We start from the raw sequence: 26718 nt of genomic DNA on the forward strand, positions 1-26718 counted from the left end.
CGTGAACCGTAGTGGCCTCAAACAGGTATCAAAGTTCCGTTAGAACTTAGGCATCCATTGCGTTTACGCGAGCTGCAATACCGGATTTGCGGTTAGCAGCCTGGTTACGGTGGATAGCGCCCTTGCTGACGGCTTTGTCGAGCTTACGGTCAGCAATTGAAAGAGCCTTCACCGCAGCTTCTTTATCGCCAGCGCTAACCGCTTTATTTACTTTGCGAATTACAGTCTTGACTTCAGACTTAATTGCGGTGTTGCGTTCACGACGTTTCTCGTTCGTGATTGCGCGCTTCTTCGAAGATTTTAGATTAGCCAATGTATGGTCCTATCATTCTAAAAATTATGGGTCGGTGAGGGGTATTCTTGCCCAAGCGACTGAGCGGTGTGGGGGTACCTAGGTAAGCCTGGTCAAGAGTGCCCGTCGACCTGCGCGGACACACAGCCGTCAAGTCTATCAAACCCTGGGGCGATCGGCGAATCCGCAAACAAGCGCGAGTGTTGTTTGACCGGGAAGTTCGGAATCTCACGTATTGACGCGATATGTAGTCGCCCCACGTTGTGAAACGTGAAAGAATAGAGCAACGACAAAAGCTGCTGCAATGGCAGAGCTTTCATGATCTTACAAGTCTATGAAGATATCTAAGGATGGTGCACGTGTCGCCAGTGGCGTCCAATCCGCCTCAGCCAGGTTCTACTCATTCATCTGTGATTCGGAACTTTTGTATTGTCGCGCATATCGATCACGGCAAGTCGACGCTTGCTGACCGGATGCTACAAAGCACCAAGGTCGTCACACCTCGTGAGATGCAAAATCAATTCCTGGACAACATGGATATTGAGCGAGAGCGCGGGATCACCATCAAATCCCAAGCTGTGCGTATGCCATGGCAGGTCGGCAACGAGGACTACATTCTCAACATGATCGACACTCCTGGCCACGTGGACTTTGCCTATGAGGTTTCGCGTTCGTTGGCGGCCTGTGAAGGCGCCATCCTCCTGGTAGACGCAGCCCAAGGGATCGAAGCGCAAACACTGGCGAACCTGTACATGGCCATGGAGCACGATCTGGAAATTATTCCAGTCTTGAACAAGATCGATCTTCCAGCAGCCGAACCAGAGCGCTACGCACTGGAAATTTCCAATCTGATCGGCATCGATCCCGATGACGTGCTCAAAGTTTCAGGCAAGACTGGAGAAGGCGTCGAAGAGCTGTTGGACCGTGTCGTGCGAGACGTGCCAGCACCATCGGGTGACGCAGAGGCCCCTGCCCGCGCTATGATTTTTGACTCGATCTACGACACCTACCGCGGTGTAATTACGTATGTTCGTATGGTTGACGGCAAACTCGAGCCACGACAGGGTATTCAAATGATGGCTACCGGGTCGACATATGAGCTGCAGGAGTCCGGAATCTATTCGCCGGATGCTATCCCAAGCAAGGGCCTCGGCGTGGGCGAAGTTGGGTATCTGATCACCGGTGTCAAAGACGTTGCCGAGTCCAAGGTCGGTGATACCGTCACGTCAAAGAAGCAGCCCGCGGAAGCACCAATCGGCGGTTACCGAGAACCTCAGCCCATGGTTTTCTCCGGCCTGTATCCAATCGATGGTTCGGATTATCCTGCACTTCGTGAAGCGCTCGAGAAATTGCAGCTCAACGATGCTGCCCTCTCGTATGAACCTGAGACGTCGGTGGCACTTGGCTTCGGATTCCGTGTCGGATTCTTGGGCCTATTGCACCTCGAAATCGTCCGTGAGCGGCTTGAGCGCGAATATAATCTGGACCTGATTTCCACTGCACCGAACGTCATTTATAACGTCACGACTGAAGACGGGACCGTCGTTCGTGTCACGAATCCCTCAGAGTTTCCAGAAGGAAAAATCACCGAAGTAGACGAGCCTATGGCGATGGCAACAGTGATTGTGCCGTCAGAATTCATCGGTTCGGTAATGGAGTTGTCGCAGAATAAACGCGGCCAACTCAGCGGTATGGATTACTTGTCGGAAGAGCGCGTCGAAATTCGCTACTGGATCCCTCTGGCAGAGATCGTATTTGACTACTTTGATCTCTTGAAATCCCGTACTAAGGGCTATGCGTCACTGAACTGGCATCGTGACGGCTCACAAATTGCTGACCTGGTCAAAGTCGACATCCTGCTTCAGGGTGACGCAGTAGATGCATTCTCCGCCATTACACACCGTGACCACGCATATAGTTATGGTGTAAAAATGACTTCGAAACTGAAGGAACTGATCCCACGCCAGCAATTTGAGGTTCCCATCCAGGCGGCCATTGGCTCTCGGATCATCGCTAGAGAGAACATTCGGGCGATTCGTAAAGATGTGCTTTCGAAGTGTTACGGTGGCGACATTTCTCGTAAGCGCAAGTTGCTTGAGAAGCAGAAGGAAGGCAAAAAGCGGATGAAGATGGTGGGTACCGTTGAAGTTCCGCAAGAGGCCTTTATTGCAGCTCTGTCGACCGATACGGATACTTAAACGATCTTGAATACAACTGATTCGCCACCCAGCACGGGCATGCTCCCCGATTTTGTTGCGGCTGCGGTAAACGGCAGTGATCGGACATTTTCCCTGTATGTGCACGTGCCATTTTGCAGCAGCCGCTGCGGGTACTGTGACTTCAACACCTATATCTCCCCAGACCTTGGTCCTGGAGCATCACATGAAAGTTATGCTGACTCTGCCATCAAGGAACTCGAATTCGCGGCTGACGCGATGGAGAAATCAGGCGTTGCGGCAAAGCCGTTGCATTCGGTATTTTTTGGCGGTGGTACGCCGACTCTCCTGCAGGCCACTGATCTGACTCGCATCCTGCAACGCGCCGAGCAGTTGTTTGGGATCGAAGATGCCGCAGAAATTACGACCGAAGCGAACCCAGATTCGCTGAGTCTGGATGCCGTGCAGAGACTGGCAGATGGTGGATTTAACCGCATATCCATGGGGATGCAGTCCTCCGTCAGTCATGTACTGCAAGTGTTGGAACGGACACACAACCCAGACAATGTAGAGATAGCCGCCGGGTGGATCCGTGACTCCGGCCTCGAAATGTCCTTAGACCTCATTTTTGGCACGCCAGGGGAATCTATAGCGGACTGGAAGCGATCGCTGGATGCCGTCTTAACGTTGGAACCAGATCACGTCTCGGCTTACGGGCTGATTGTCGAAGACGGCACAAAACTCGCCGCTCAAATTCGACGCGGTGTCTATCCAAATACCGACCCGGATGATCAAGCTGACAAGTACCTCTTAACGGAGAGGCGCCTTGCGGCCGCCGGTTATCGATGGTATGAAATCTCAAATTGGGCTTACGACCCTCACGACGAGGGCATTCACCAATCCCAACATAATCTTGCTTACTGGCGTGACCAGGACTGGTGGGGGATTGGGCCAGGAGCTCATTCTCATATGGCGGGTTTACGATGGTGGAACGCCAAACATCCGGCCGCCTATGCGTCTCGTGTACTGGCGAATAAGTCACCCGCCATCGGCCATGAGATTCCAGACAGCGATGCAAGATTGCTCGAGAAAATCATGCTCGGGGTACGGCTAGCAGAAGGTCTTGATATCGAGGAACTAGCGGCCCAAAATAAAGAGGCTGCAGCGCTGGTGCAACGCGAAGCCAAAGTCTTAGGTGCTCAGGAACTGATTGAATCGTCAGCTTTAGAGAACGGCAAGATCGTGCCGACACTAAAAGGTCGCCTTTTAGACGATGCCATTACTCGCAGACTCGCCGGCTTCTAAACAGCAGCGCTAGCGAATGATACGTAAGTTAAAGGGGTACCGGTATGGTCGACCTTTATTGACCTCGATGCCTGCGATAACACCAGAGATGGTCATGAAGACCCATAGCAAGACTGCCACAACACCGAAGATCGCGCCCATAATCGGCAAGAACGCCAAAATGTTCATGGCCACGCCCACCACGGTTAACGGCAAGGTGAAGTTCAGCGCCTCTTTAGATTCTTGCTCAGAAAACGGTCCCCGTGACCGAAACACAATGAACACGACGAGCGACGGGACGAAGCCCAAAAATGCACCGAAATGAGCAACAGTAGCCCACTGTCGGTCCTCCGATGGCGTCAGCGGCCTGCGCGAGATGGTTTCGCTGCCTTGTCCTGAGGCGCCAGGGGTTTGTGCCACGTTATGCTCCCTTTACAGTCGATTCAGCCACATGAAATTTTGCTGAGACAGACAATACGTTAACAGTGTAGACCCGTTCTGCTGCTAAAGACGGTAGATCAGCGTGGTTCGGTAGAAATTCCGCTAATCGTGTACAGTCACGAAGTCGATCATGTGCTCGACGCGTCCCAAGAGTGCTGCCTCAAGGTCGGAGAAATTATTCACTCGTGACAGAAGTTTTTTCCACCCCAAACCGATATCTTTGGCACTCTGATTTGGCAGCCCGAGCCGAGCCAGCATTCCGGTCTTCCAGTCTTCAGAACGTGGGATCTGCGGCCAGGCTTTAATGCCGATAACCTCGGGTTTAATGGCTTGCCAGATGTCCACGTATGGGTGGCCGACAATCAAGACATTGTCTTGGGCGCCTGGCACCTTCATTGCGTCAGTGGCTATGCGTTCTTCTTTGGAACCTGACACGAGATGATCCAATAGTATGGCAAGTCGTCGGCTTTTCTGCGGCTTAAAGGCCGAGACGGCACCAGCAAGATCATCAATACCGTGCAAAGGCTCGACAACGATGCCTTCGACTCTCAGATCATCTCCCCAGATTTTCTCGACAAGCTCGGCATCGTGTATGCCTTCTACCCAAATGCGGGAAGCTTTCGCGACCTGTGCCGGTTGAGCACTGACCGTGCGGGATCCAGAAGCCGTACGTTGTTGAGTAGGTTTTTGCTGGCGTTGCGGGGGTAAAAGTTCAATAGCTCGCCCGTCAACCATGAAGCCCAACCCCAAGGGGAAGGATCGCGTAGCACCGTTGCGGCCCTCGAGGACCACCAGGTGTATGCCGCCAGATTTTTCGATGCGGGTCACGGCGCCGGTAAAACCTGAAGCAGCGTCTTCAATAACTAGGCCTCTACTCGCGGGAACTTTCTCCGGCCGTGTACTTGGCTTTGGTCCCGTGACGTTCCCCGGTCCCCACTGATCCCAATTCATCTTCTTCTCATGCCTTCCTGGTGCGGTCTCATCAGAGGCTACCAAAGGTGGATCAGTCGTCAGCGAAGAACCCGCTGCTAATTCTGTATCAATAAAGCCTGACCAGCTACGATTAGCACTAAGCTGGTGACAGTGCTAATTTTTTGTGGGGAGGGTAGATGACTGATCAACCACGTCGGATGAAAGTATTGCAAGCCATAGTCGAGGACTATGTTGCTTCTCGGGAACCCGTAGGTTCAAAAGCGCTCGTCGAGCGTCATAACCTCGGCGTCTCGTCAGCAACGGTGCGCAATGACATGTCAGACCTCGAAGACGACGGGCTTATCGCTGCCCCGCATACGTCCTCTGGGCGAATCCCCACCGATAAGGGCTATCGTTATTTCGTAGACCGAATCTCTGAGGTCCGCCCATTATCAACGGCAGAGCGACGGGCCGTGCAAACCCTGTTGGATAACTCTGATGACATGGACGACATCATGGGCTCCACCGTTCAAGTCTTATCGCAGCTGACCCGTCAGGTTGCCGTGATTCAGTATCCCCAACTGGACTCTTCGGTGATACGCCGCGTCGAATTTGTCGTGTTGTCTGAACATCGGCTCCTCGTGGTGCTGATTCTTTCTACCGGCCGTGTGGACCAACGTGTCGTACATATAAATGAGCCAGTTAAACAGCCCTCTCTCGATGTACTGGCACAACTCTTCATGCAGTACTTGGATAACGTGAGTCCATACAGCTTGCAGCAGGCATTTGCAGAGATGCAATCGGTTATTCCTCACGAGTATCAAGCTTTGGCAAAGTCGCTAAGTGACGCCTTGCATCTGTTGGCGGATGCGGGACACCAGGATCGTATTTTGTTAGCCGGAACAGCAAATTTGGCGCGCTCCCCGCAGGATTTTAGTCATTCAATAGGACCGATACTTGAGGCTTTAGAAGAACAAGTCGTGCTACTAAAATTACTCACTGAAATGGAGCAAGACGCGCACGGATTATCAGTACGCATCGGGGATGAAAACTTCGGTTCACTGGGGGATGCCTCAGTGGTAGCTGCTGGCTATGGGCCTGGCGCCGCCGCAAAAATTGGTGTTGTAGGTCCCACACGGATGGACTATCCCTCGACCATGTCTGCGGTACGCGCCATCGCTCGTTATCTGTCGAGGATTTTGACGAGCTAGCCTTAGCCAAGATAATGGACTTTGACCACAACACGGTTTCAAGCGCCGGATGCTTGAACTGAAAGGAATACGACCAACAAGTGGCACAAGATTACTATCAGATCCTGGGTGTCGAACGTGACGCCACAGCACAAGAGGTCAAAAAGGCCTACCGTAAAAAGGCCCGTGAACTTCACCCGGATCACAATCCTACTGACGAAGCGGCCGAAGAGTTCAAAACGGTCACCCATGCATACGAAGTTCTCTCAAATGCTGAGAAGCGTCGTAATTATGATGCAACCGGTCACGAAGATGGACGACGTGCCGGGTTCGGGGGCGCCGGCGGTGGCTTTGGCGGGTTCTCCGACATTTTCGAGACGTTCTTCGGCGGAGGTGGCGGAGGCGGTCCCATGTCCCGCGCCCGACGTGGCCAGGACGCGCTGATCGCTACGCACATTGATCTCGAGGACGCAGTGTTCGGAACCGAGCAAACGATCGATGTCGAGACTGCTGTTCGTTGTGATCGCTGTGACGGTGCGGCCATGGAACCGGGAACGCACCCAGAGACGTGCACGACATGTCGTGGTGCAGGACAAATTTCGCGTCCGGTTGACTCCATCCTGGGCCGTATGATGACGACTGAGGCGTGCCCAACATGCCGTGGCTTCGGTGATGTCATTACCGATCCTTGTGGCAAATGTTCCGGTCAGGGCCGTGTTCGTGAGCGGGTTTCCTTCACCGTCAAAATCCCAGCGGGTGTTCGTGACGGTACGCGCATTCAACTTGCCGGTCGAGGCGAAGCAGGTGTCGCAGGTGGACCAAACGGCGACCTATATCTAGAAATCCGAGTTCGCGACCATGATGTCTTCACCCGTGAAGGCGATAATCTCCATGCCACAATGGCCGTCCCCATGACTGCTGCGTCACTGGGCACGAAGATTAAAGTTGAGACCTTTGACGGCGAGGAAACATTCACCGTTGAACCCGGCACTCAGTCTGGCCATGTGATCACCATGAAGGGCTTGGGGGCACATCGTCTCCAGGGCACCGGGCGTGGCGACATGAAGATCATGCTGAACGTCACCACTCCAACCAAACTCGATGATGAACAACGTGAACTCATGGCTCAGCTTGCCGAACTTCGTGCAGAAGACGTAGCCAACGGCGAGATCGAATCCCGAGGTTTTTTCTCACGCCTAAAAACCGGATTCGACAACATGTTTTCGCACGATGAATCGTGACACATCCACTGTTCTATAGTCCCGAAGTGACGGGTGCGACCGCCCAACAAGCGGTGGCCTTGGACCCTGCTGCTTCGGGGCACGCGGTTCGTTCCCAGCGCCTGGACGTCGGGGATCAGGTACTGATCTCCGACGGGTTGGGTACCCTGGCTGAGGGAGTGCTGGAAGACGCAAATCCCCAGCACGCCACCATACGAATTCAAACGGTCACAGTGGCGCAGTCACACAAGATACAGGTAAATCTCGTGCAAGCCCTAGCCAAAGGCGATCGTGATTTATTAGCCGCAGAAATGGCGACTGAAATCGGTGTTGACAGCGTTATCCCGTGGCAAGCCCGGCGTTCCATTGTGCGGTTCCGCCCCGAGCGGCTGCAGAAAACTTTGGCTAAGTGGGAAGCTAAACTCAAAGCTGCCGCACAACAGGCACGTCGCCCCTACATCCCAACGTTGGGAGAACCGGTCGTTGCTGAAGACATCGCCGCTCTCCACTCGCCGCAGGATCGTAACTATGTGATTGTGCTGCACGAGGATGGCGACGAAAATCTGGCTCACGTCGTGGAATCACTACCAGATGTTAAAACGCTTCACCTTGTAGTGGGCCCTGAGGGCGGTGTTTCGCCAGAAGAGCTCGACGCCGTGATCGCTGCTGGCGGCTCCGCAGTCAGAATTGGTTCCAATGTGATGCGAGCATCCACGGCAGGACCTGTCGCTGTAGCGATACTCAATCAGCTCTTCAACCGGTGGTAATCAGGCAAGATGTGGGAATTCACCGGTGTGAGTGGAGAACCGTGGACCTGTTTGATCGCCAGGCACTAGACTGAGTCCTAAGGAACTAACGTAGTAATGGAGTCAACCTGACAGAACGCAGCGAAGCTAACCGTAAGAGTCGGCAAGTCATCACTTTCAACTCGCAGAGCGACATGGTGCAAACCTTCGGTCCCTCAGATATGTTGCTGCGCGTTGTCGAAGGGGTCTATCCCGGTCTGAAACTCTTAGTTCGTGATCAACAGCTGGAACTCGAAGGCCACCCAGATGACGTTTCTGAAACAGTCGAGATCATTAACGACCTTCGAGCTGTCGCGCGTGCCGGTACGACAATTGGCCCAGAAATAATCGAGGCCAGCATCTCAGGCGTACGAGCGTTTCAAGACAATACTTCGGGTAGTGGCCCAGCTGAGTTGATCGTTGCATCGCAGGGCAAGAAGATTCGACCTAAGACTGATAATCAGAAGGTCTACGTTAACGCGATCAATAATAATACGGTTGTTTTTGGTGTTGGTCCGGCAGGAACCGGCAAAACCTATTTGGCCATGGCCAAAGCCATTCAAGCCCTCCAGGCGCGCGAAGTGAACCGCATTATCCTTACTCGGCCAGCAGTTGAAGCAGGGGAGTCGTTGGGGTATCTACCGGGTTCTCTGAGCGAAAAAATCGACCCGTATCTGCGCCCACTGTATGATGCGCTGCACGAAATGATAGAACCGGATACCATCCCGCATCTCATTGAAGTCGGAACCATCGAGGTCGCGCCCTTGGCCTATATGCGTGGCCGCACACTCAACGATGCGTTTATTATTCTTGATGAAGCTCAGAACACTTCAGCCGAACAAATGAAAATGTTCCTGACCCGACTCGGGTTCAACTCCCACATGGTTATCACCGGCGACGCATCCCAAGTGGACCTGCCTCGCGGTACGGATTCTGGACTCGCCCAAGCGATCGAGTACCTCGACGGCATCGACGATATCGCTATCGTCAAACTAAGATCATCCGACGTTGTGCGCCACAACTTGGTCTCCAGAATTGTGGATGCATACGATCGACACCAACCAGAACCTACCCGTCCGCAGCGGGCAGGGAGAAACCGAAACCGATAGGTCAACGTGGCAATCGAAGTACTGAATGAAACAGACGACGACATTGATATTCAGCGAGTGGTGAGCCTCGGCAAACACCTGTTTCAAGGACTCCATATTCATCCCGAATCTGAAGTCGCAGTTGTCTTCGTTGATAACGAGGCAATGAGTTTCCTGCACCAGGAATGGATGGGGCTTGAGGGCCCAACGGATGTGATGAGTTTTCCGATGGATGAGTTACGTCCGGGCACTCACGAAGCTCCCGCAGAGGGCCTCTTGGGCGACATTGTCATCAGCCCCACCGTCGCTGCAGAGCACGCTTCGCAGGGCGGGCATACAGTGGCCGATGAAATCGCCTTACTCGTCGCCCACGGCTTACTACACCTGTTGGGTTTCGATCATCACGACGAAGACGAAAAGCAGAAGATGTTCGATACACAGGACCAACTACTTGAACAGTTCCTGGGCTATACGCCTCCACAACTAGCCGACCCTGGGAAGTAGTCAATATGGTCGCGCCCATTGTCCTAGTACTTTTATTTCTTGTTGCTTTGAGCCTCACTTGGATTCTGACGTTGGCAGAAACAGCTCTGGACTACCTTTCATTTCGTGATGCCGAAGCCATCGTAGTTCAACATCCATCCAATCCGGTCGTGCACATCATGGACCGGTTGGCAGAACATCAACTTGCCACCCGCTTCTGGAATACGGTCTTCCTCGCTTCCAGCGCTGTCCTCATGACGGTGTTTATTGACCATTTCGTGAGTAACGTATGGCTTGCTGCGGCCGGCGGCATAGCTGTCATGGCCGTCCTCACTCTAGCCATCTCGGCGCGAAGCCCGCGCAGAATTGGTGCCAAGCACTACGAGGTATCCGCACGCCTGACAGCATGGTTAGTTCGTCCGCTCGCTGCAGTGTTGGGCCCACTTCCAGGTTTGTTTATTGCCGAAACCGAAAATGAGCAAGACGACGAAAACGATGACGATGATCTGGAAGAACGACATTTTCGCGCATACGTCTCTCGGGCATCGGCGGCCGATGTTCTCGAGGACAACGAAGCAGAAATGATCCAATCAGTTTTTGACATGGACGACACACTGGTCCGTGCCATCATGGTGCCCCGCACCGACGTCGTCTGGTTAGATTCCGGTACCACGCTTGCTGAAGCCACCGATGTGTTCATACGGTCGGGGTATTCCCGGATACCCCTGATCGGAGACAGCCCAGATGACGTTCTAGGCATCATATTCCTCAAGGACATCATCCGGGCCATGCACATGCACAAGCTGAGCTCAAGTGATGCGGTCAACTTGATTGCACGGGAGATACGTGTCGTCCCAGAATCCAAGTCGGTCTGGGATTTACTACAAGAACTCCAAAGTGAGGCCATCCACGCGGCAGTGGTTGTCGACGAGTACGGTGGTACCGCAGGATTTGTGACCCTGGAAGATCTGATCGAGGAGCTCGTGGGCGATATCTCAGATGAGTACGATGACGCCGAAATCGCCGATGTTATCCCGCAACCCGATGGTGAGTACCTGGTGAAAGCGTCGATGTCAGTTTCAGATTTCTCGGAAGCTTTCGGCTTGCTATTGGACGACGATGAAGATGAGGACGTTGATACTGTAGGCGGTTTACTCGCGAAGAGTTTGGGTAAGATTCCTATTAAAGGATCAGTGACTGATGTCGAGAACCTCACGCTGACCGTTGAGACACTGACTGGACGACGAAACCGTGTCGATACTATACGCGTTACACGCCAAACAACCCTGCAGGAGCCCAAACTATGATCCCAACCGAATATCCAGAAAACTTTCGGTCTGGGTTTGTCAGCCTGGTCGGCCGGCCAAATGCCGGTAAATCGACACTGACAAATGCCATGGTTGGCACCAAAGTGGCCATTACTTCTTCTAAACCACAAACCACCAGGCGCGTGATTCGCGGTATCGTGTCTGCTGATGATCATCAGCTGATACTGGTCGATACCCCTGGCCTTCACCGTCCGCGCACGCTATTAGGCGAGCGGCTAAACGACCTCGTCGCCGAAACTTTGTCTGGGATGGACGCTGTGGCTATGTGCATTCCTGCGAATGAAAAAATTGGGCCAGGTGATCGATTCATTACCGAACAGCTCGCGAAACTACATAAAATTCCCGTTATTGCACTCGTAACAAAAGTGGATACCGTGACTAGGGGAGTCCTCGCTGATCAACTCATTGCCGTTCAACAACTGGGCGAGGAAGTACTCACGCCAGATGGCGGGGAAGGTTTTGCAGAAATTGTGCCCGTTTCGGTAAAGGGTGATGTGCAAGTCGACACTGTTGTGGATGTGTTGACCAAATATCTCCCGCAGTCGCCACCGTTGTACCCAGACGGCGTGATTACGGACGAACCTGACGATGTCATGGTGGCAGAACTCATCCGGGAAGCAGCATTAGAAGATGTCTTTGACGAGCTGCCACACTCTTTGGCCGTGGTCGTCAATGAAATGGCCGAACGCGAGGTTGAACCTGGCGAACCGGCCATCACAGATATTTATGCTGAGATCTATGTTGAACGCGATAGCCAAAAAGGCATCATCATCGGAAAGGGCGGGAGCCAGCTGCGGACAATTGGCCAGCGGTCGCGAAAAAGTATTCGACGCTTGCTCGGGACCCAGGTCCATCTCGACCTCGTCGTCAAAGTCGCCAAAGAATGGCAGCGTAATCCAAAACACATGAATCGGTTGGGTTTCTAACTTCACGGTGTTAGGCTAAGTGCATGCATCGCACTCAGGGCACCCCACGTCACGGTGACAACCGTGCAATTCTTGGTGCCCTTCCAGGCTTACTCCTACCGTGCCGTAGCGGGGCCTAGCATTCTCAAGCACATGCTTTGAAAATGCCACCTGGTAGGACCGGACCCCGTTACGGAGCCAACGACACGGTCTGCCACCGGTGAGACATGAGTTCTAAAACACCGGTATGTCACCATTGGTCCACTACACTCAACAACAGGACCAGGCAGTCAAAGATTGAGGAAAAGCTTTGCGCAAATTTCAGCAACCATCCGGTATGAACTTCAGCAAGTACGTGCCATTCGAGGAACAAATCGAAGTAAATCTGCCGGATCGCACTTGGCCCGACAAAATCATTACCCAAGCTCCACGTTGGTGTGCGGTAGATCTGCGCGACGGGAACCAAGCACTTGTGAACCCCATGGACTCGGTGCGCAAACTACGAATGTTTCAGCTCCTGGTCAATATGGGATACAAGGAGATTGAAGTCGGATTCCCCGCAGCCTCACAGACCGACTACGACTTCGTGCGGCAGCTGATCGAAGAAGACCACATTCCAGATGATGTACATATCCAAGTATTGACTCAGTCGCGTGAACACCTCATCGAACGCACCTATCAGGCACTCGAAGGTGCTCCGCGGGCCATTGTCCACCTCTATAACTCGACCTCAGTTTTGCAGCGTCGCGTCGTTTTCCGGGAAGAACAATCCGGAATCATTGATATCGCTACCCGCGGTGCAATGCTGTGCCGAAAGTACGAAGAGCAACTCACCGATACCGATGTTGTCTATCAGTACTCACCAGAATCCTTTACGGGAACAGAACTGGAATTCGCCGCGGAAATTTCAAACCGGGTTTCTGACGTGTTGGAAGCCTCAACTGATCGACAAATGATCCTGAACCTGCCGGCAACAGTCGAGATGTCGACACCAAACCGATATGCCGACCAGATTGAATGGATGCACCGCAATCTCGAAAACCGAGACTCGATCATTTTGTCGCTACACCCGCATAATGACCGAGGAAGCGGTGTCGCGGCAGCAGAGCTTGGCTATATGGCCGGTGCCGACCGCATCGAAGGTTGTCTCTTCGGCAACGGCGAGCGTACCGGTAACGTCGACCTGATCACGCTGGGTATGAACCTTTACACACAAGGTATTGACCCTGAAATTGACTTCTCCGATATGGACAAAATCCAAGAAGTCTACGAATATGCCACGCAGATGCAAGTACATGAACGTTCACCATGGTCAGGCGAACTGGTCTTCACCGCCTTCTCTGGTTCGCACCAGGATGCCATCAATAAAGGGTTCAACGATATGAATGACCGCGCTGCCGAAGCCGGCGTCACCACCGAGGACCTCGATTGGGGCGTCCCATATCTGCCAGTTGATCCCGAAGACATCGGCCGGAGCTATGAAGCGGTCATCCGTGTGAACTCCCAGTCTGGCAAGGGCGGAGTTGCTTACATGCTGAAAACGGATCACAAAATTGACCTGCCACGCCGCGCCCAAGTCGAATTCTCAGCAGTCGTAAAAGACTACACGGACACCCATGGGGGAGAGATCACCTCGGAGACGCTGTGGAAAGTCTTCTCCGATGAATACCTGCCTACCGAAAATCCCGAAGATGGCTGGGGACGCTATCACCTGGTATCGTCGACATCCTCGACGACAGAGCAGGGTGAATTTTCCATGGAAGTCCAGATGGACCGCGATGGTGAAATTGTTACTCGTTCGACCACGGGAAATGGTCCGATCTCCGCACTAGTGGCAATGTACAACGAAGCCGGGATTGACGTCCGTGTTCTGGACTATGCCGAACATGCGCTTACTGAAGGTGGCGAAGCCATGGCCGCAGCCTACGTAGAAGCCGCGATTGGTGACCGCATCTTGTGGGGTGTTGGACTGGATTACAATACCTCCACTGCATCGCTACAGGCAGTCACGTCCGCAGTCAATCGGTACCTGCGTGATGAAGAGTCTGAAAAAGCCACTGAATAAGACACCGCGTAAAAGATCCCGTGGCTCCGGAACCTATATTGCCCAAAGTTACCGGACCCACGGGATTATTCTGCGCACGTATAAGTTAGCCGAAGCAGATCGCATCATTGTCGTACTGACCGCTGACCACGGTCAAATTCGCGCGGTGGCTAAGGGTGTTCGCCGGACAACGTCGAAGTTCGGTTCAACATTGGAGCCGTTTATGCACACCCGGTTACAGCTGGTTCCCAGACGCGGCATGGATGTCATTGCGCAAACCGAAACAATTCACTCCTACGGCATGATGCTCACGAATGATTACGATACGTTCGGTGCTGCGTCCGCCATGGTCGAAACTGCAGAACAATTGACACGCGATGACGATGGCGCAGATGGCGCCACCCAGTACCGACTGCTCCACGGGGCGATTGCCGCACTTGCTCGTCGTGCAGCTGCTCCTATGATGCTCTTGACTTCGTATTTGCTACGAGCATTGACAGTGGCAGGTTGGGCACCACGATTTAGCGAGTGTAGTCGGTGCGGTATCGAGGGAACACATAATTGGCTTTCGGAGCCTATGGGTGGTGTAGTTTGCGATGACTGTGCACCACCGCAGACCACCTATGTTCCCGATGGGGTGGTGTTGCTCTTACAAGCCCTTCTTGTGGGGGAATGGCCGACGGTTGACCAGGCACAATTCGCCGATACCCGGCAGGCAACCAGCTTCGTGGCAGAATATTTGCAGTACCATTTAGAAAAGAATTTGCAGTCACTATCCGTGATGGACCAGGGCTAAACACCGCAGGAGTCACATATATGCCATACGAAAATCCGGCCCCACATCCGGATGGTTTCGTCATGCCACTCATCGACCAGAAATTCATTCCACAACACGTAGGCATTGTGATGGACGGGAATGGTCGTTGGGCAAACCAGCGGGGGCTTCCACGGACAGAAGGCCACCGTGCTGGAGAACAAGCACTGCTCGATGTCATGGCCGGTGCAGTTGAGATGGGCATCAAATACGTTTCCGTCTATGCTTTTTCTACCGAGAATTGGAAACGCTCACCCGATGAGGTGGCGTTCCTTATGGGGTTCTCGAGAGATGTCTTGCGTCGGCAACGAGACACGCTGAATGATTGGGGAGTAAGGGTCCGCTGGAATGGGCGTACACCACGTTTGTGGAAATCTGTCATTAAGGAATTACAGACTGCGGAAGGGCTGACCAAGAATAATGACCGGACTAACCTGGTCATGTGTGTGAATTATGGCGGTCGCGCCGAAATCGCCGATGCAGTACAAGATATTGCTCAGCAGGTAGCGGATGGCAAGATGAAGCCTAAGGCGATCAGTGAAAAAACGGTGACACAGCATCTGCGTCAACCCGATGTCCCAGACGTTGACCTATTCTTACGGACTTCGGGTGAACAACGGTTATCGAATTTCTTACTGTGGCAATCAGCCTATGCTGAGTTGGTATTCTTAGATGTCCTGTGGCCGGATGTCAATCGGAAGACTCTTTGGGACGCCGTCGAAATTTACGCATCGCGGGACCGCCGATATGGTGGAGCGATTGATAAATCGGCTACGAACCGTTGAAATAGTTTAGCCACCTGAAGGTGGCGTCAAAAGCCTCGTCTCTGATTGGCCGTGGAGACGCATAGACATCGTGGAGAGCGTCCCGGATTTTGTGGACCATCACGCGGTTCCCCAATTGCACCGCCCGATGAGCTGTTGCGTGAACGTCCAACACAGAGTCAGCGTGCCGCATTTTGGTGGAATATTTGGCGCCGAAATGAGACTGCGTGGAGGTAAGCACCAATACCGGGACATCAATATCCAACCCTTTTCGAACGCGACTATGCCCCGCCAAAATTGCGGCCAGCCAGCCGCCTTGGATATCGAAGGAGTACCTGGGCCGCCACAGTGGATGTAAGACCCACTCGCCGTGCTCGTTGGCCGAAATAGAACGGTAAAAGAAGTCAAACTTCGGAAGCAACAATTTCCGTTCGGGAGCCGATCTCCAGATGGGATCTGCAACCGTATTGGCAAACCCGCGCAACCAGGCGTTTCCCTGCAAAGCCAACCAGGGCGCATTTAACACAAGGCCTCCGGTTTGTCCGGGGTGGTGCTCCGCCCAGAGTGCGGCGATAAGTCCACCGGTGGAATGAGCGATGATCGTCGGGAGGGTACCAGGATGGTCCAATTTGATCAGTGCCAGAGCTGCCCCAATTTCGTCATCGTACTGGGCAAGATCATCGATATATCCTGGAGACTGTTTTGGGCGCAGCGACCGACCATATTTGCGCAGGTCCAAGGCATAGAATGCATAACCGTGTTTTGAAGCAGCATCGGCGAGCTCAGTGTTATAAAAATAGTCTGACCACCCGTGGATATAGAGCACCGGCGTACCTTTTGACACGTCAAAACGAATCAGAGTGGCAGATACGGGCCCCTCGGAATCTACGCCTAGTGGGAGCGTCCTGCGGGAAAAGCCCGGTAGCACATCCGGTACCCACGTGTCTGGCGGGGTATCTTCGAGTAATCCATAATGCATTCTAGACCCCCCTCATCATGTGACAAAACGCGTGAATAGTTGCGAGTGCTGCTCACGATTATGGTTGACTACCACCTATGACCAACCTAATTGCTGCGCGTCTCGCGGGCCAGACGCCACTGTTGTATCCTCGAATTTTTGATGCGGTCTTCTCTAACATGGACGCCGAACGGGCCCATGACATCGGGTTTAAAGCTATCCGAACAGCTGAGAAAACCGGTGCATCGAGAATATTGCGCGCAACATTTCAACCGGCCAAGCAGCTTCGAACCAATGCGATGGGCATCAGCTTCCCTTCACCGTTTGGCTTGGCCGCCGGATTCGACAAGGCTGGTATAGGTACGAGCGCGTTAGCAGACCTAGGGTTCGGCCATATCGAGGTCGGCACCATTACCGGACAGCCGCAGCCCGGCAACCCCCAGCCGCGGTTATTCCGGATTCCGCAGGATCGTGCACTGATCAACCGCATGGGTTTCAATAACCACGGTGCCGCAGCCGTTGCACCCCGATTAGCGAAAACGCGCCACACGTTGACACGACGATTTGGTCAACACCGCCCCATTTTGGGCGTCAATATTGGAAAGACCAAGGTCGTTGAGCTCGACGACGCCATCGAGGACTACCTGGTTTCCACCCGTCTTTTGGCACATCACGCCGACTATCTGGTGGTCAATGTTTCTAGCCCGAATACGCCGGGCCTTCGACAATTGCAGGCCATTGATTCACTTGCACCGTTGTTGATTGCGGTGTCAAAAACCGCCGATGCCGTTACGGGGCGGCACGTGCCATTAGCAGTAAAAATTGCTCCGGATCTTGCTGATGAAGACGTCGTTGCGGTGGCTGATATGGTCACAGATCTTGGCTTGGATGCTGTTATTGCAACGAACACAACGATTTCTCGAGAGGGACTAACCGCAGCCCCAAGTGAGATCGATGCGATGGGTGCCGGAGGTGTTTCAGGAGCACCAGTCGCCAATCGATCCCTTGCCGTCTTAGAACTGCTTGCTCAGCATCTCACCAGGGCCAGCATTATATCGGTCGGTGGTGTGACGACGGGGGAAGATGTTATAGAACGGTTGGAAGCTGGTGCAACCCTGGTGCAGGGCTACACCGCCTTCCTGTATGAGGGACCGCTGTGGGCGGGGCGTATCAACGCCGCCCTCGAACAGCATTACTCAGGGAACTGACCGCGCTTTACCTGAGGTTTCGGAAGCCGCATGCGACGCATCTGCGTGGCCCGCATGGCGGCATACCACCGCGTACCAGGCTCCATCGCACCAAATTTCGCTTCCAACCGCTTCTTGACCTGAAAACCAACCCAGAAGCCTTCGAAAATTACCAAGAAGACAAAGGTCAACATGCCGATGGTCGAAAGGAGCTGCATCTCCGGTACGGGAACGAAGCTTAAGCCTAAAAAGACCAGCACACCGATAATTAGCCACTCACCGACACCCCAACGAGCGTCGACGTAATCACGAACATAGCGACGTTGGGGTCCCTTGTCTCGTGGTGGTAGATACTTTTCTTCCCCTGTATCGAGAGCACGGCGCATCCGGGCGCGTTCTTCGGCGACAGCGTGTTTATGCTGCTGTTTGGCAACCTTCCGGTCATCGGAAATAAGCGGACGCCGATTCGCGGCTTCCTGGTCGCGTCGTTTTGGGGTTGGACGCCCTTTCCCTTCGGACTGCCGGCCAATACCCTGGTCTTCTTCGGTCATTACTTCTCTTCTGTTAGAACGTGGTCGGATGATTGTTGCCTCTATTCTAGGACTTCTAATAGGGCTGTCACTCCGACTACTCTAAAGACCATGAATGCTTCACTGTCTGCGGAGAATTATCCCGATCCACACTCGTCAGAATTCGTCACAGCTGTCAGGAAGTGGGTTGATAACCATTTTGCAACCATCCAGGCTAATCTCACTGAACTCGTAACGCATCAATCACTAGCTTTTGACGGTTACGACCGCGAGGCGCTGCAGGCTTGCTCGGAAGCTGTTACAAACCTCTTTCGGGACGTCGGGTTACAAGAACTACACTGTCTGACAGAAGTTGATGACGATGGTAACACCTCCGGTCCAGCTGTGATCGGCCGGGTACCAGCTTCCGGCAACAAGCCAACCGTGTTGTTGTACGCTCACCAGGATGTTCAGCCAGTCGGTGATCTCAGCGCTTGGCACACGGATCCCTGGGTCGCGACCGAGCATCAAGGACGACTTTACGGTCGCGGAACAGCCGATGATAAAGCAGGGATTATTGTGCACCATGCGGCGCTCAAAGCCCTAAACGAGCTCCTTGGAAAAGACCATGGCCTAGGTGTCACGGTGTTTATCGAAGGTGAGGAAGAAATTGGCTCCCCATTTTTCGCTCAGTTCTTGCAGCATCACCGAGATCTCTTAGCTGCCGACACCATCTTGGTGGCTGATTCCTCCAACTGGTCGGTTGATGTTCCCGCATTGACGACCTCCCTGCGTGGGATGATGGACGGCGTCATCGAAGTCACGGTGGCTGATCATCCGGTGCATTCGGGACTATTTGGCGGGCCCATGCCTGATGCGATTATTGTTCTTTCCAGGATTATCGCGTCGTTGCACGATGCTAGTGGTGACGTGGCCGTTGAAGGGTTGAAGCAGACTCGGTGGGCAGACGTTACTTACGAAAACGAAGACTTTCGAACTCAAACCGGTGCTGTCGAAGGGCTCAAACTCGCGGGCACTGGAAGTCTTGCGGACCGTCTTTGGAATAAGGCTGCTCTCAACATTATCGGGATTGACGCCACACCGATTTCGGAGTCGGCTAACGCCATCGTGCCTACGGCCCGAGCACGCTTTTCAATGCGTTTGGGGCCCGGCATGGACCCGCATGAAGCCATGGAAGCAGTCATTCGTCACGTCAGTGCTCTCGAAGTCAGCGGCGCCAAGGTCCAGGTCCACCCCGGCGAGTTCGGACGTCCATTCGTGGTCGAACCGGAAGCTCCTGCAACAGACATGATGAAAAAAGCTCTCTCCGATGCATGGGGGACCGCTGCGATCGAAACCGGTTTAGGCGGTTCCATCCCATTCGTTGCTGATCTGGTGGATGCGTTCCCGGACGCAAGTATTTTGCTGACCGGGGTTGAAGACCCTTACACCAAAGCGCATTCGCCGAATGAATCGTTAGACTTGTCCGTATTACGCCATGCGATTGAAGCCGAGGTACTGGTACTTGCCAGAATGGCCGTTAGCAGGTGAAATAGAATCAGCCTCCGGCGTGTTCACTCTGTTGACCGCTGGTGTTAGATGTATCGAGGAGAAAAACGATGTCACAGACAGATAGTATCGCCGACCAGCTGCCCGAAGCAGCTCCAGCTGAAGGACTACCTTCCCACGAAGTCGCACTGTCGGATGTGGCCGCAGGAAAAGTCCGCGACTTGCTTGAGCAAGAAGGCCGTCCAGACCTCCGCCTAAGGATTGCTGTTCAGCCAGGTGGCTGTTCCGGTCTGATTTATCAGCTCTATTTCGATGAGCGTGTCCTAGATGGTGACGCCGTCAAGAGCTATGACGGCGTTGAAGTTATTATCGATAAAATGTCCGTCCCATATTTGTCTGGTGCGTCCATTGATTTCGAGGACTCCATCACAAAGGTTGGATTTACGATCGATAACCCGCAAGCGGCTGGTTCATGCGCCTGCGGGGACTCTTTCCACTAGATGTAAATCATAGAAAAATTTAGGCACTCGGCGAGTTGGCGTCACATACGACGCTGACTCGCCGTTTTGCTGTCATGGTCCACATTTCAGGATAAAAAAGCACTAAGCTAGTGTTCAGCCAAAGTTGTTTTGCTGTGCTTATTCTCAGAGCGTCATGAGAACAGTCTGTAGACTTCACGCAAAACACTCGCACTGGAAAAAGAAGAGGAAGGGCCGTCTGTGAGACTGCTAAAACAAGCCGGCAGCCGCGGCAAGAGACTCCTAAAGGGGGGAGTCATTGGCGCCACGGCATTGCTTGTTCTAACCGCGTGTTCGGAGCAAGCCAAACGAGGCTGGTATCCCGGGTCCAACGAGACCACGAACCACAACGAGCTGCTCACCAATCTTTGGGTAGGAACCTGGGTTGCTGCACTTGTAATTGGTGTCATTACGTGGATTCTGATGCTTTGGGTCATCGTGGCGTACCGCCGTCGTAAAGGCGATAAAGGTTACCCACGTCAGCTTGCCTACAATATGCCGATGGAAACTATGTTCACAGTGATCCCAATTATTTTGGTGTTGACACTGTGGGGCTTCACCGATCGCGTTGAGCGCGAGATCGGAACGCCAGTTGAAGACTCCCCGCTGACTGTTACCGTTCATGGTAAGCAATGGGCATGGGACTTTGACTACGAGTACACCACCGCAGATGGACAGACTGAAGAACGTCACCTTTATGGCATTCAGGGACAACTGACCGGTGAAGAGGGCGTAGAAGAGACGCTGCCAACCCTGTACCTTCCCGTCGATGTGCCAGTTGAATTCCAGCTGAAGTCACGTGACGTCATCCACTCGTTCTGGGTCCCAGCCTTCCTGCAGAAGCTGGATATGGTTCCAGGACAGACAAACCGTATGTACCTCACCCCGGGGGAGACCGGACACTTCCAAGGGAAGTGTGCCGAGCTCTGCGGTGAATACCACTCTGAAATGCTTTTCAACGTAGAAATCGTTGAAGAAGATGAATTCCTGAACGAAATTCGTCAGCTTCCAGAGGGACTCTCGGGCTCCGAGCTCAACCGTAACCCGAATGAAAACCCAGATGGTTGGCAGGACCAAGAGGTACCTTTGGGCGATCCACAACGGATCGAGGAGTAAAAGTACATGACTACTTACGAATACACACAAGACGACTCTCAGTCGCGTGTTCGACCACAGGTAGTACCGGTCTCAAAGGGCCGCGTTATCGTTAACTGGTTGACCTCGACTGACCATAAGACGCTCGGGTACATGTACCTGATCACGTCGTTCATTTTCTTCGGCCTCGCCGGCGTTATGGCGTTGCTGATTCGTGCTGAACTGTTCTCTCCAGGTATGCAGGTTCTGCAGACCAAAGAACAGTTCAACCAATTGTTCACCATGCACGGCACGTTGATGCTGCTCATGTTCGCTACACCGCTGTTTATTGGTTTTGCGAATGTGATTATGCCGCTACAAATCGGAGCGCCTGATGTGGCCTTCCCGCGTCTGAACGCTCTGGCGTTCTGGTTCTTCCTGTTCGGCTCAATGATCGCCGTTGCAGGATTCCTCACCCCACAGGGTGCAGCATCATTTGGTTGGTTCGCTTATGCGCCCCTATCCAATGCAACGTATTCGCCAGGCATCGGGGGAGATCTTTGGGTCTTCGGTCTTGGCCTTCAGGGCTTTGGTACGATTCTGGGTGGTGTCAACCTGATCACGACCATCATCTCGATGCGTGCACCAGGTATGACCATGTGGCGCATGCCGATTTTCACCTGGAACACACTGATCACAGGTATTCTCCTGCTGATGGCATTCCCTCCGCTTGCCTCGGCTTTGTTCGGACTCGGTCTTGACCGTCGCTTTGGTGGACATATCTTTGATCCAGAGAACGGTGGCGCTATTCTGTGGCAGCACCTATTCTGGTTCTTCGGTCACCCAGAGGTTTACGTCATTGCTCTGCCGTTCTTCGGTATCGTTTCCGAAATCATTCCGGTCTTCTCACGTAAACCAATCTTCGGTTATAAATCGTTGGTGTTTGCGACCGCAGCAATCGCCGCACTGTCGATGACTGTGTGGGCTCACCACATGTACGTCACCGGTTCCGTCCTGCTGCCGTTCTTCTCCCTGATGACCATGCTCATCGCTGTACCGACCGGTGTGAAGTTCGTCAACTGGATCGGTACGATGTGGCGCGGCTCCATTACCTTTGAGACTCCAATGCTTTGGAGCCTCGGGTTCATGGTGACCTTCCTATTCGGTGGTCTGACAGGAATTATTCTTGCTTCACCACCGCTGGACTTCCAGGTCTCGGACACGTACTTCGTCGTTGCACACTTCCACTACGTTGTCTTCGGTACCGTCGTCTTTGCTATGTTCGCTGGTTTCTACTTCTGGTGGCCAAAGTTCACCGGAAAGATGCTGAACGAAACCTGGGGCAAGATCCAGTTCTGGATGCTCTTCCTCGGTTTTCACGGTACTTTCCTGGTCCAGCACTGGCTCGGCGTCATGGGTATGCCACGTCGCTACGCGGACTACATGGTCGAAGACGGCTTCACTGTGATGAACCAATTCTCGACGGTCTCGTCGATGGTGCTCGGCGCCGCTATCATCCCGTTCCTCTGGAACGTGTACTACACAGCACGTTATGGCAAAAAGGTTACGGTCGACGATCCGTGGGGCTTTGGTGGCTCACTCGAGTGGGCAACCTCTTGTCCACCACCACGTCACAACTTCCACGCCCTGCCTAGAATTCGTTCGGAACGTCCCGCTCTGGATCTACACCATCCAGAACTCATTCCGCTCGAGCGTCGCGAGCAGATGACAACAAAGGCAGGTGTCTAGCGTGAAAATTAACGTCAAACTCTTTACCATTCTTGGACTGTTTTTCCTCGCAGCTGCAGTTGTTTATACCATCTGGACTCGTGGAACTGAATGGGTTGGTATTCCAGGTCTGTTTGCTCTAGCCGCAATGCAGTTCATGATTGCGTATTACCTGCGTCTGGTGGACAAGGAATATAAAACAGGTGTCGACGATCAAGACGACGGCGAAATTGAAGAATACGCCGGTGTCTACGCACGCTTTGCTCCGTGGAGCTGGTGGCCATTGGGCCTCGGTGCTGCAGTAGCCGTTGTGTTCCTCGGCGTCGCTATCGATTGGTGGATTTTCATCATCGGTATCTTCCTCGGGATGTTCTTCGTGACCGGTTGGGTCTTCGAATTTTCCAAGGGAGAACACAAGCACTAAGCAGTAGTGCCTATCCTCTGTACGTGAGGGCCTCAGCCATTTGGCCGGGGCCCTCTAGTATTTAACTTTCTATTCTTTCAAGCTGCGATCCGTCTCTGTGTTCGCTAGATTGAAGACGGATGGCGCACAGGACTAAAGGGGTGTAATAGATGCAGAACGGTAAAAGACCAGCAGAAAGACGACGGATTGGCCCCGCAATGCAATGGGCAAAGTCCCGGAGTGATTCGGAGCGTGCACATGAGCGGACACGCAGGCGTATCGATATTGATCTCGAGCTCGATGCTGAATGGGACAGTAGCCAACAGGACTCCGCAGGTGTCCTTCACGATTATTCGTCCGAACAGGAGAGCCGTCGAGTCCAGTCTTCCACCGAGTCGTTCGTCACTTCAGCAAATAATTCTTATCCCCAACCACAGTGGGAAGGTGAAGGACTACAGCCAAGGCATAACTCCGAACTGAACTTCGGTAATGCCTGGGACTATTATTCGGGTAATAGGAGCCAGGACGTCTACGAGAGTTCCTTCTCATATTCGCCCACACAATCCCAGGACTATGCATCCTATAATCAATCGAGTTACGAACGCCCCGCTCATACAAGATCTGATGCATCAGGTACCGGACTGCAAGGTCTAGGTTCAGAGAGCGGCAAAAAGAGTGACAAACCTGGTTTACGGCAGCTCCTGCCACCTATTGTAGTTGTTGCAATTATCATCATCGTAGCCTTCTTGTCTTCAACAGTCTGATCGGTTGGGGAGGAACACATACTGCTTTAGTCGTGCTCCCCGCCGTGAATATTCGGGGTGTTTAGAGCCACCTGTCGGTGGCAAACGGAGCCGGTGATGGTGCCGAGTAGAGCCAGCGATGGTGTTGTTGAGAGCCACTGGCAGTCGAGAGCATTCTTAAACCTCGTTCAGGGCTGTGTAGGTGCGCATGTTGTGACTGTCGGTTTGGACCCAGCTGGGGTTGTGCACGATGCGGTCCCTGGCATCTGCATGCACTCCTGGCCCGATGCGCTGATGCCACTCGTTCTTCGCGTACGGTGCAGAAGACCGTCGAAGCGGTATCGTAACAGTCTGGTTGAGCATCGACGCTCTGGTGATCGCCCCGTCCGGGAAGCACCATCTCATATACCTCGATTTCTGACAGGTCGGCTTTATCGTTCCAACGGATTTCGAATGGACCGGCGCAATCTCATGCAGCGCCGATATGACTGCGCGATATGCCGGATACCTCGGGGATTGTTCGAGCTGACAGCCCTTGCGCACGAAGTTCTAGGACCAGCTTCGCTCGAATGTTGCGTACCATTATGAGAACGTCCTCCCGGGACGTGGAATTGACACATGACGGCAGGAACCTAATCCTATGTGGCTCAGAAAGCCACCATTGATGGATCCGAACAAGCCCAACGCCCTCACAACACGGTGGCTCTCAATGGCACCATCACCGGCTCTAAAAACTGCGAATATTCACGCGAGCTTAAAGATCTGGCCAGGTGTCTGTTGTTACATACAAATTTGGAGCTATAGCGTTCAGTTCGAAGAATATTGGTGACCAAAATTTTTGGGCTTGCTCCAACGTTTGCACTGCTTTTTGACGATGTTGTAAATCGGTTTCGTACGGAGAGACGAACCTAATACGACATCTAGCAGCTTAGTAATCTACCTCTGTTGCCGGGAAAGCTGTGCATTGCACAGGTAGTAGTAGACGCGAACTGCAATCTTTTTAGAAGGCTTTGCTTCATAATCAGGGGAGTGCCTTGTACCCCTACGTTTATCTATGTGAAGAGACAGACTAAATTGCACAGATAGGGACATGTGTTTTGCACGGTCCCAGACAATCCTGAACCAGGTGTTTTCCCTGGTGAAGCGGGTGTTCCCGGGTTGTCTTCCAATCGAGATGGCCTTCCGAATGGATCTAGTCAATAAAGTAGCGGGGCCATTGATGAGAACCGAAAGGTCCATCATAGATATTCTAGAAGGATTTGGTTTTTATGGCTCCTACCGAGCCGCGATCAAGCATGTGAGATGCTCGCTCAATACCGTCAAGAAATTCGTGTTGGCCCGTGATGCGGGTGATCCGCTGCCTCAACGGGTGATCTAAGCCAAGCTGACGGATGGTTATCTAGTTACAATCGAGGAATTGGTGGATCGTTCCGAGAGCAATATTATGGCCAAGAAAATCCACGAATTACTCCAGGCTATGGGGGTTGGAGGATCAGAAAAAACGACGTCGCGGGCGGTTGTCAATTAGAAGTCGGGCATTAAAGCGGTAAGAATCCTGCCACTTCGGCGACAAAACCTGCCAAAGTGGCGATAAGGGGTTTATTTCATGAGAGCGTTTTTGACGCGGTAGGATTCGCCGCGGAATTGCAGCAGTCTGCCGTGGTGGACGATGCGATCAATATCGAGGCAGCCATGGTGGGATCTCCGAATACGGTGCCCCATCGGGCGAATTCCCGGTTGGTGGTCAACACCAGGCTGCGTTTCTCGTAGCCGTCAGAAATGACTTGGAATAGCAGTCTGGCGCCTGCATCATCTATCGGTAAATATCCAAATTCGTCAATTTATGCGGATATCTACATAACTCGATGATATTGAGTTGTTGCCAGTCTCGGACTAGGCCGCTGAAGCGTTCGACCGCTTCGTGGAAGCCTGTTAAGAACGCACCTCGATGGCGTCTGTCATCGATTCTACAGTCGGCATCCTTTGACACGCTGATGCCCAAAACCCTGGCTACGGCCAGCGTGGGTCGGCTACTACACCACGCACATCTAGCCAGGCCTACTCGACCAAGTCCAGACGCCGCTATCATCGACCACCAATCGGATCGAAGGCGGCGTCAACGCACCACTGCGTCGCATGCTCTCCCAACACCGCGCTATGCGTTTGTCGCGCAAGAAACGTGCTGTGGAATGGTGGCTACATCAACGCACCGAAGCCCCCCCCCGAACCCGTCCACACCTTCATCCTGCAGCATCACTATGACCCGGCAGCACGCATCACACCACCGATCCTTGAGGAGCCCATGGGACCAGCACTCTCTTATCGAGCATTCTCAAACGAAGAAGGCATGCATCCAACAAGGATGGAAAGGCCTCTAACCCAT

At 53.2% G+C, this 26718-nt stretch carries 23 protein-coding genes and 2 pseudogenes; 18 read left to right on the forward strand and 7 right to left on the reverse strand.

The window, feature by feature from the left end:
- Nucleotides 1-46: 46 nt before the first annotated feature.
- Nucleotides 47-313 (reverse strand): 30S ribosomal protein S20, encoded by a 267-nt coding sequence (rpsT, locus tag G583_RS0108380; protein ID WP_022870737.1) that lies wholly within the window; start codon nt 311-313, stop codon nt 47-49.
- A gap of 338 nt (nt 314-651) precedes the next feature.
- On the opposite strand from rpsT, the gene lepA reads away from it, so the two are divergent.
- Complete coding sequence (gene lepA / locus G583_RS0108385; protein ID WP_022870738.1) at nt 652-2490, forward strand: translation elongation factor 4; 1839 nt, start codon at nt 652-654, stop codon at nt 2488-2490.
- Nucleotides 2491-2529: 39 nt separating this feature from the next.
- Nucleotides 2530-3753, forward strand: coding sequence for a radical SAM family heme chaperone HemW (gene hemW / locus G583_RS0108390; protein WP_022870739.1), 1224 nt, complete (start codon nt 2530-2532; stop codon nt 3751-3753).
- Nucleotides 3754-3762: 9 nt separating this feature from the next.
- Here hemW and G583_RS0108395 read toward each other — a convergent pair whose 3' ends face one another.
- Nucleotides 3763-4152, reverse strand: coding sequence for a DUF4870 domain-containing protein (locus G583_RS0108395; protein ID WP_022870740.1), 390 nt, complete (start codon nt 4150-4152; stop codon nt 3763-3765).
- A 123-nt stretch (nt 4153-4275) separates the two neighbouring features.
- Nucleotides 4276-5124, reverse strand: coding sequence for a DUF3097 family protein (locus tag G583_RS0108400; RefSeq protein ID WP_022870741.1), 849 nt, complete (start codon nt 5122-5124; stop codon nt 4276-4278).
- 158 nt (nt 5125-5282) lie between these two features.
- On the opposite strand from G583_RS0108400, the gene hrcA reads away from it, so the two are divergent.
- From hrcA to G583_RS0108450, 10 genes are all read left to right on the forward strand, one after another.
- Entirely contained in the window at nt 5283-6296 is a 1014-nt protein-coding gene (gene hrcA, locus G583_RS0108405) for a heat-inducible transcriptional repressor HrcA (protein WP_022870742.1), read from the forward strand.
- An 80-nt stretch (nt 6297-6376) separates the two neighbouring features.
- A complete protein-coding gene (gene dnaJ / locus G583_RS0108410) occupies nt 6377-7516 on the forward strand; it encodes a molecular chaperone DnaJ (RefSeq protein ID WP_022870743.1) in 1140 nt (379 codons plus the stop codon).
- Nucleotides 7513-8262, forward strand: coding sequence for a 16S rRNA (uracil(1498)-N(3))-methyltransferase (locus G583_RS0108415; protein WP_022870744.1), 750 nt, complete (start codon nt 7513-7515; stop codon nt 8260-8262). Before dnaJ ends, G583_RS0108415 begins: the two co-directional genes overlap by 4 nt.
- 149 nt (nt 8263-8411) lie before the next feature.
- A complete protein-coding gene (locus G583_RS15155) occupies nt 8412-9389 on the forward strand; it encodes a PhoH family protein (RefSeq protein ID WP_245540611.1) in 978 nt (325 codons plus the stop codon).
- A 6-nt stretch (nt 9390-9395) separates the two neighbouring features.
- The gene (gene ybeY / locus G583_RS0108425) at nt 9396-9872 is read left to right on the forward strand and encodes an rRNA maturation RNase YbeY (RefSeq protein WP_022870746.1); all 477 of its coding nucleotides are present in this window, start codon (nt 9396-9398) and stop codon (nt 9870-9872) included.
- Between the two features lie 5 nt (nt 9873-9877).
- Entirely contained in the window at nt 9878-11158 is a 1281-nt protein-coding gene (locus G583_RS15160) for a hemolysin family protein (RefSeq protein ID WP_022870747.1), read from the forward strand.
- On the forward strand, nt 11155-12105 hold the full coding sequence (gene era / locus G583_RS0108435; RefSeq protein WP_022870748.1) for a GTPase Era: 951 nt from the start codon (nt 11155-11157) through the stop codon (nt 12103-12105). Before G583_RS15160 ends, era begins: the two co-directional genes overlap by 4 nt.
- A gap of 289 nt (nt 12106-12394) precedes the next feature.
- Nucleotides 12395-14149, forward strand: coding sequence for a 2-isopropylmalate synthase (gene leuA / locus G583_RS0108440; RefSeq protein WP_022870749.1), 1755 nt, complete (start codon nt 12395-12397; stop codon nt 14147-14149).
- The gene (gene recO, locus G583_RS0108445) at nt 14121-14924 is read left to right on the forward strand and encodes a DNA repair protein RecO (protein WP_022870750.1); all 804 of its coding nucleotides are present in this window, start codon (nt 14121-14123) and stop codon (nt 14922-14924) included. The genes leuA and recO overlap by 29 nt, the downstream gene beginning before the upstream one ends.
- 20 nt (nt 14925-14944) lie before the next feature.
- Nucleotides 14945-15727: an isoprenyl transferase gene (locus G583_RS0108450; protein ID WP_022870751.1), complete on the forward strand. Its 783-nt coding sequence runs from the start codon at nt 14945-14947 to the stop codon at nt 15725-15727.
- Here G583_RS0108450 and G583_RS0108455 read toward each other — a convergent pair.
- Nucleotides 15714-16685: an alpha/beta hydrolase gene (locus G583_RS0108455; protein ID WP_022870752.1), complete on the reverse strand. Its 972-nt coding sequence runs from the start codon at nt 16683-16685 to the stop codon at nt 15714-15716. The genes G583_RS0108450 and G583_RS0108455 overlap by 14 nt on opposite strands.
- A gap of 77 nt (nt 16686-16762) precedes the next feature.
- Here G583_RS0108455 and G583_RS0108460 point away from each other — a divergent pair, with 77 nt between their 5' ends.
- Nucleotides 16763-17872: a quinone-dependent dihydroorotate dehydrogenase gene (locus G583_RS0108460; protein WP_022870753.1), complete on the forward strand. Its 1110-nt coding sequence runs from the start codon at nt 16763-16765 to the stop codon at nt 17870-17872.
- On the opposite strand, the gene G583_RS15165 is transcribed toward G583_RS0108460, so the two are convergent.
- Nucleotides 17857-18402: a DUF3043 domain-containing protein gene (locus G583_RS15165; RefSeq protein ID WP_022870754.1), complete on the reverse strand. Its 546-nt coding sequence runs from the start codon at nt 18400-18402 to the stop codon at nt 17857-17859. The two genes, G583_RS0108460 and G583_RS15165, sit on opposite strands and share 16 nt — an antisense overlap.
- A gap of 90 nt (nt 18403-18492) precedes the next feature.
- Between G583_RS15165 and G583_RS15170 the strand changes: the two genes are divergently transcribed.
- The 5 genes from G583_RS15170 to G583_RS0108490 all read left to right on the forward strand — a co-directional run bounded on the left by G583_RS15170 (nt 18493) and on the right by G583_RS0108490 (nt 23613).
- Nucleotides 18493-19911: a dipeptidase gene (locus tag G583_RS15170; RefSeq protein WP_022870755.1), complete on the forward strand. Its 1419-nt coding sequence runs from the start codon at nt 18493-18495 to the stop codon at nt 19909-19911.
- Between the two features lie 68 nt (nt 19912-19979).
- Nucleotides 19980-20369 carry a HesB/IscA family protein gene (locus G583_RS0108475; RefSeq protein WP_022870756.1) on the forward strand — a complete coding sequence of 130 codons (390 nt, stop codon included), beginning with the start codon at nt 19980-19982 and terminating at the stop codon, nt 20367-20369.
- Between the two features lie 219 nt (nt 20370-20588).
- Nucleotides 20589-21503 (forward strand): aa3-type cytochrome oxidase subunit II, encoded by a 915-nt coding sequence (gene ctaC, locus G583_RS15175; protein WP_022870757.1) that lies wholly within the window; start codon nt 20589-20591, stop codon nt 21501-21503.
- A 6-nt stretch (nt 21504-21509) separates the two neighbouring features.
- The gene (ctaD, locus tag G583_RS15180; protein WP_022870758.1) at nt 21510-23210 is read left to right on the forward strand and encodes an aa3-type cytochrome oxidase subunit I; all 1701 of its coding nucleotides are present in this window, start codon (nt 21510-21512) and stop codon (nt 23208-23210) included.
- Nucleotide 23211: 1 nt separating this feature from the next.
- The gene (locus G583_RS0108490) at nt 23212-23613 is read left to right on the forward strand and encodes a cytochrome c oxidase subunit 4 (RefSeq protein WP_022870759.1); all 402 of its coding nucleotides are present in this window, start codon (nt 23212-23214) and stop codon (nt 23611-23613) included.
- 899 nt (nt 23614-24512) lie between these two features.
- Here G583_RS0108490 and G583_RS17135 read toward each other — a convergent pair.
- Nucleotides 24513-24681, reverse strand: a pseudogene (locus G583_RS17135) (ATP-binding protein); the annotation flags it as partial.
- 1253 nt (nt 24682-25934) lie between these two features.
- Nucleotides 25935-26176: pseudogene (locus tag G583_RS16595) on the reverse strand (ATP-binding protein); the annotation flags it as partial.
- Nucleotides 26177-26718 lie beyond the last annotated feature (542 nt).

Origin of the sequence: Yaniella halotolerans DSM 15476, assembly GCF_000420805.1 — a bacterium.
Taxonomy (GTDB): domain Bacteria; phylum Actinomycetota; class Actinomycetes; order Actinomycetales; family Micrococcaceae; genus Yaniella; species Yaniella halotolerans.

Excerpts from the sequence above, each read along its gene's own strand:
- hemW (WP_022870739.1), top strand. The coding sequence starts at position 2,530 with ATGCTCCCCGATTTTGTTGCGGCTGCGGTAAACGGCAGTGATCGGACA.
- G583_RS0108400 (WP_022870741.1), bottom strand. The coding sequence starts at position 5,124 with ATGAATTGGGATCAGTGGGGACCGGGGAACGTCACGGGACCAAAGCCA.
- hrcA (WP_022870742.1), top strand. The coding sequence starts at position 5,283 with ATGACTGATCAACCACGTCGGATGAAAGTATTGCAAGCCATAGTCGAG.
- G583_RS15160 (WP_022870747.1), top strand. The coding sequence starts at position 9,878 with ATGGTCGCGCCCATTGTCCTAGTACTTTTATTTCTTGTTGCTTTGAGC.
- era (WP_022870748.1), top strand. The coding sequence starts at position 11,155 with ATGATCCCAACCGAATATCCAGAAAACTTTCGGTCTGGGTTTGTCAGC.
- recO (WP_022870750.1), top strand. The coding sequence starts at position 14,121 with ATGAAGAGTCTGAAAAAGCCACTGAATAAGACACCGCGTAAAAGATCC.
- G583_RS0108450 (WP_022870751.1), top strand. The coding sequence starts at position 14,945 with ATGCCATACGAAAATCCGGCCCCACATCCGGATGGTTTCGTCATGCCA.
- G583_RS0108455 (WP_022870752.1), bottom strand. The coding sequence starts at position 16,685 with ATGCATTATGGATTACTCGAAGATACCCCGCCAGACACGTGGGTACCG.
- G583_RS0108460 (WP_022870753.1), top strand. The coding sequence starts at position 16,763 with ATGACCAACCTAATTGCTGCGCGTCTCGCGGGCCAGACGCCACTGTTG.
- G583_RS15165 (WP_022870754.1), bottom strand. The coding sequence starts at position 18,402 with ATGACCGAAGAAGACCAGGGTATTGGCCGGCAGTCCGAAGGGAAAGGG.
- G583_RS15170 (WP_022870755.1), top strand. The coding sequence starts at position 18,493 with ATGAATGCTTCACTGTCTGCGGAGAATTATCCCGATCCACACTCGTCA.
- G583_RS0108475 (WP_022870756.1), top strand. The coding sequence starts at position 19,980 with ATGTCACAGACAGATAGTATCGCCGACCAGCTGCCCGAAGCAGCTCCA.
- ctaD (WP_022870758.1), top strand. The coding sequence starts at position 21,510 with ATGACTACTTACGAATACACACAAGACGACTCTCAGTCGCGTGTTCGA.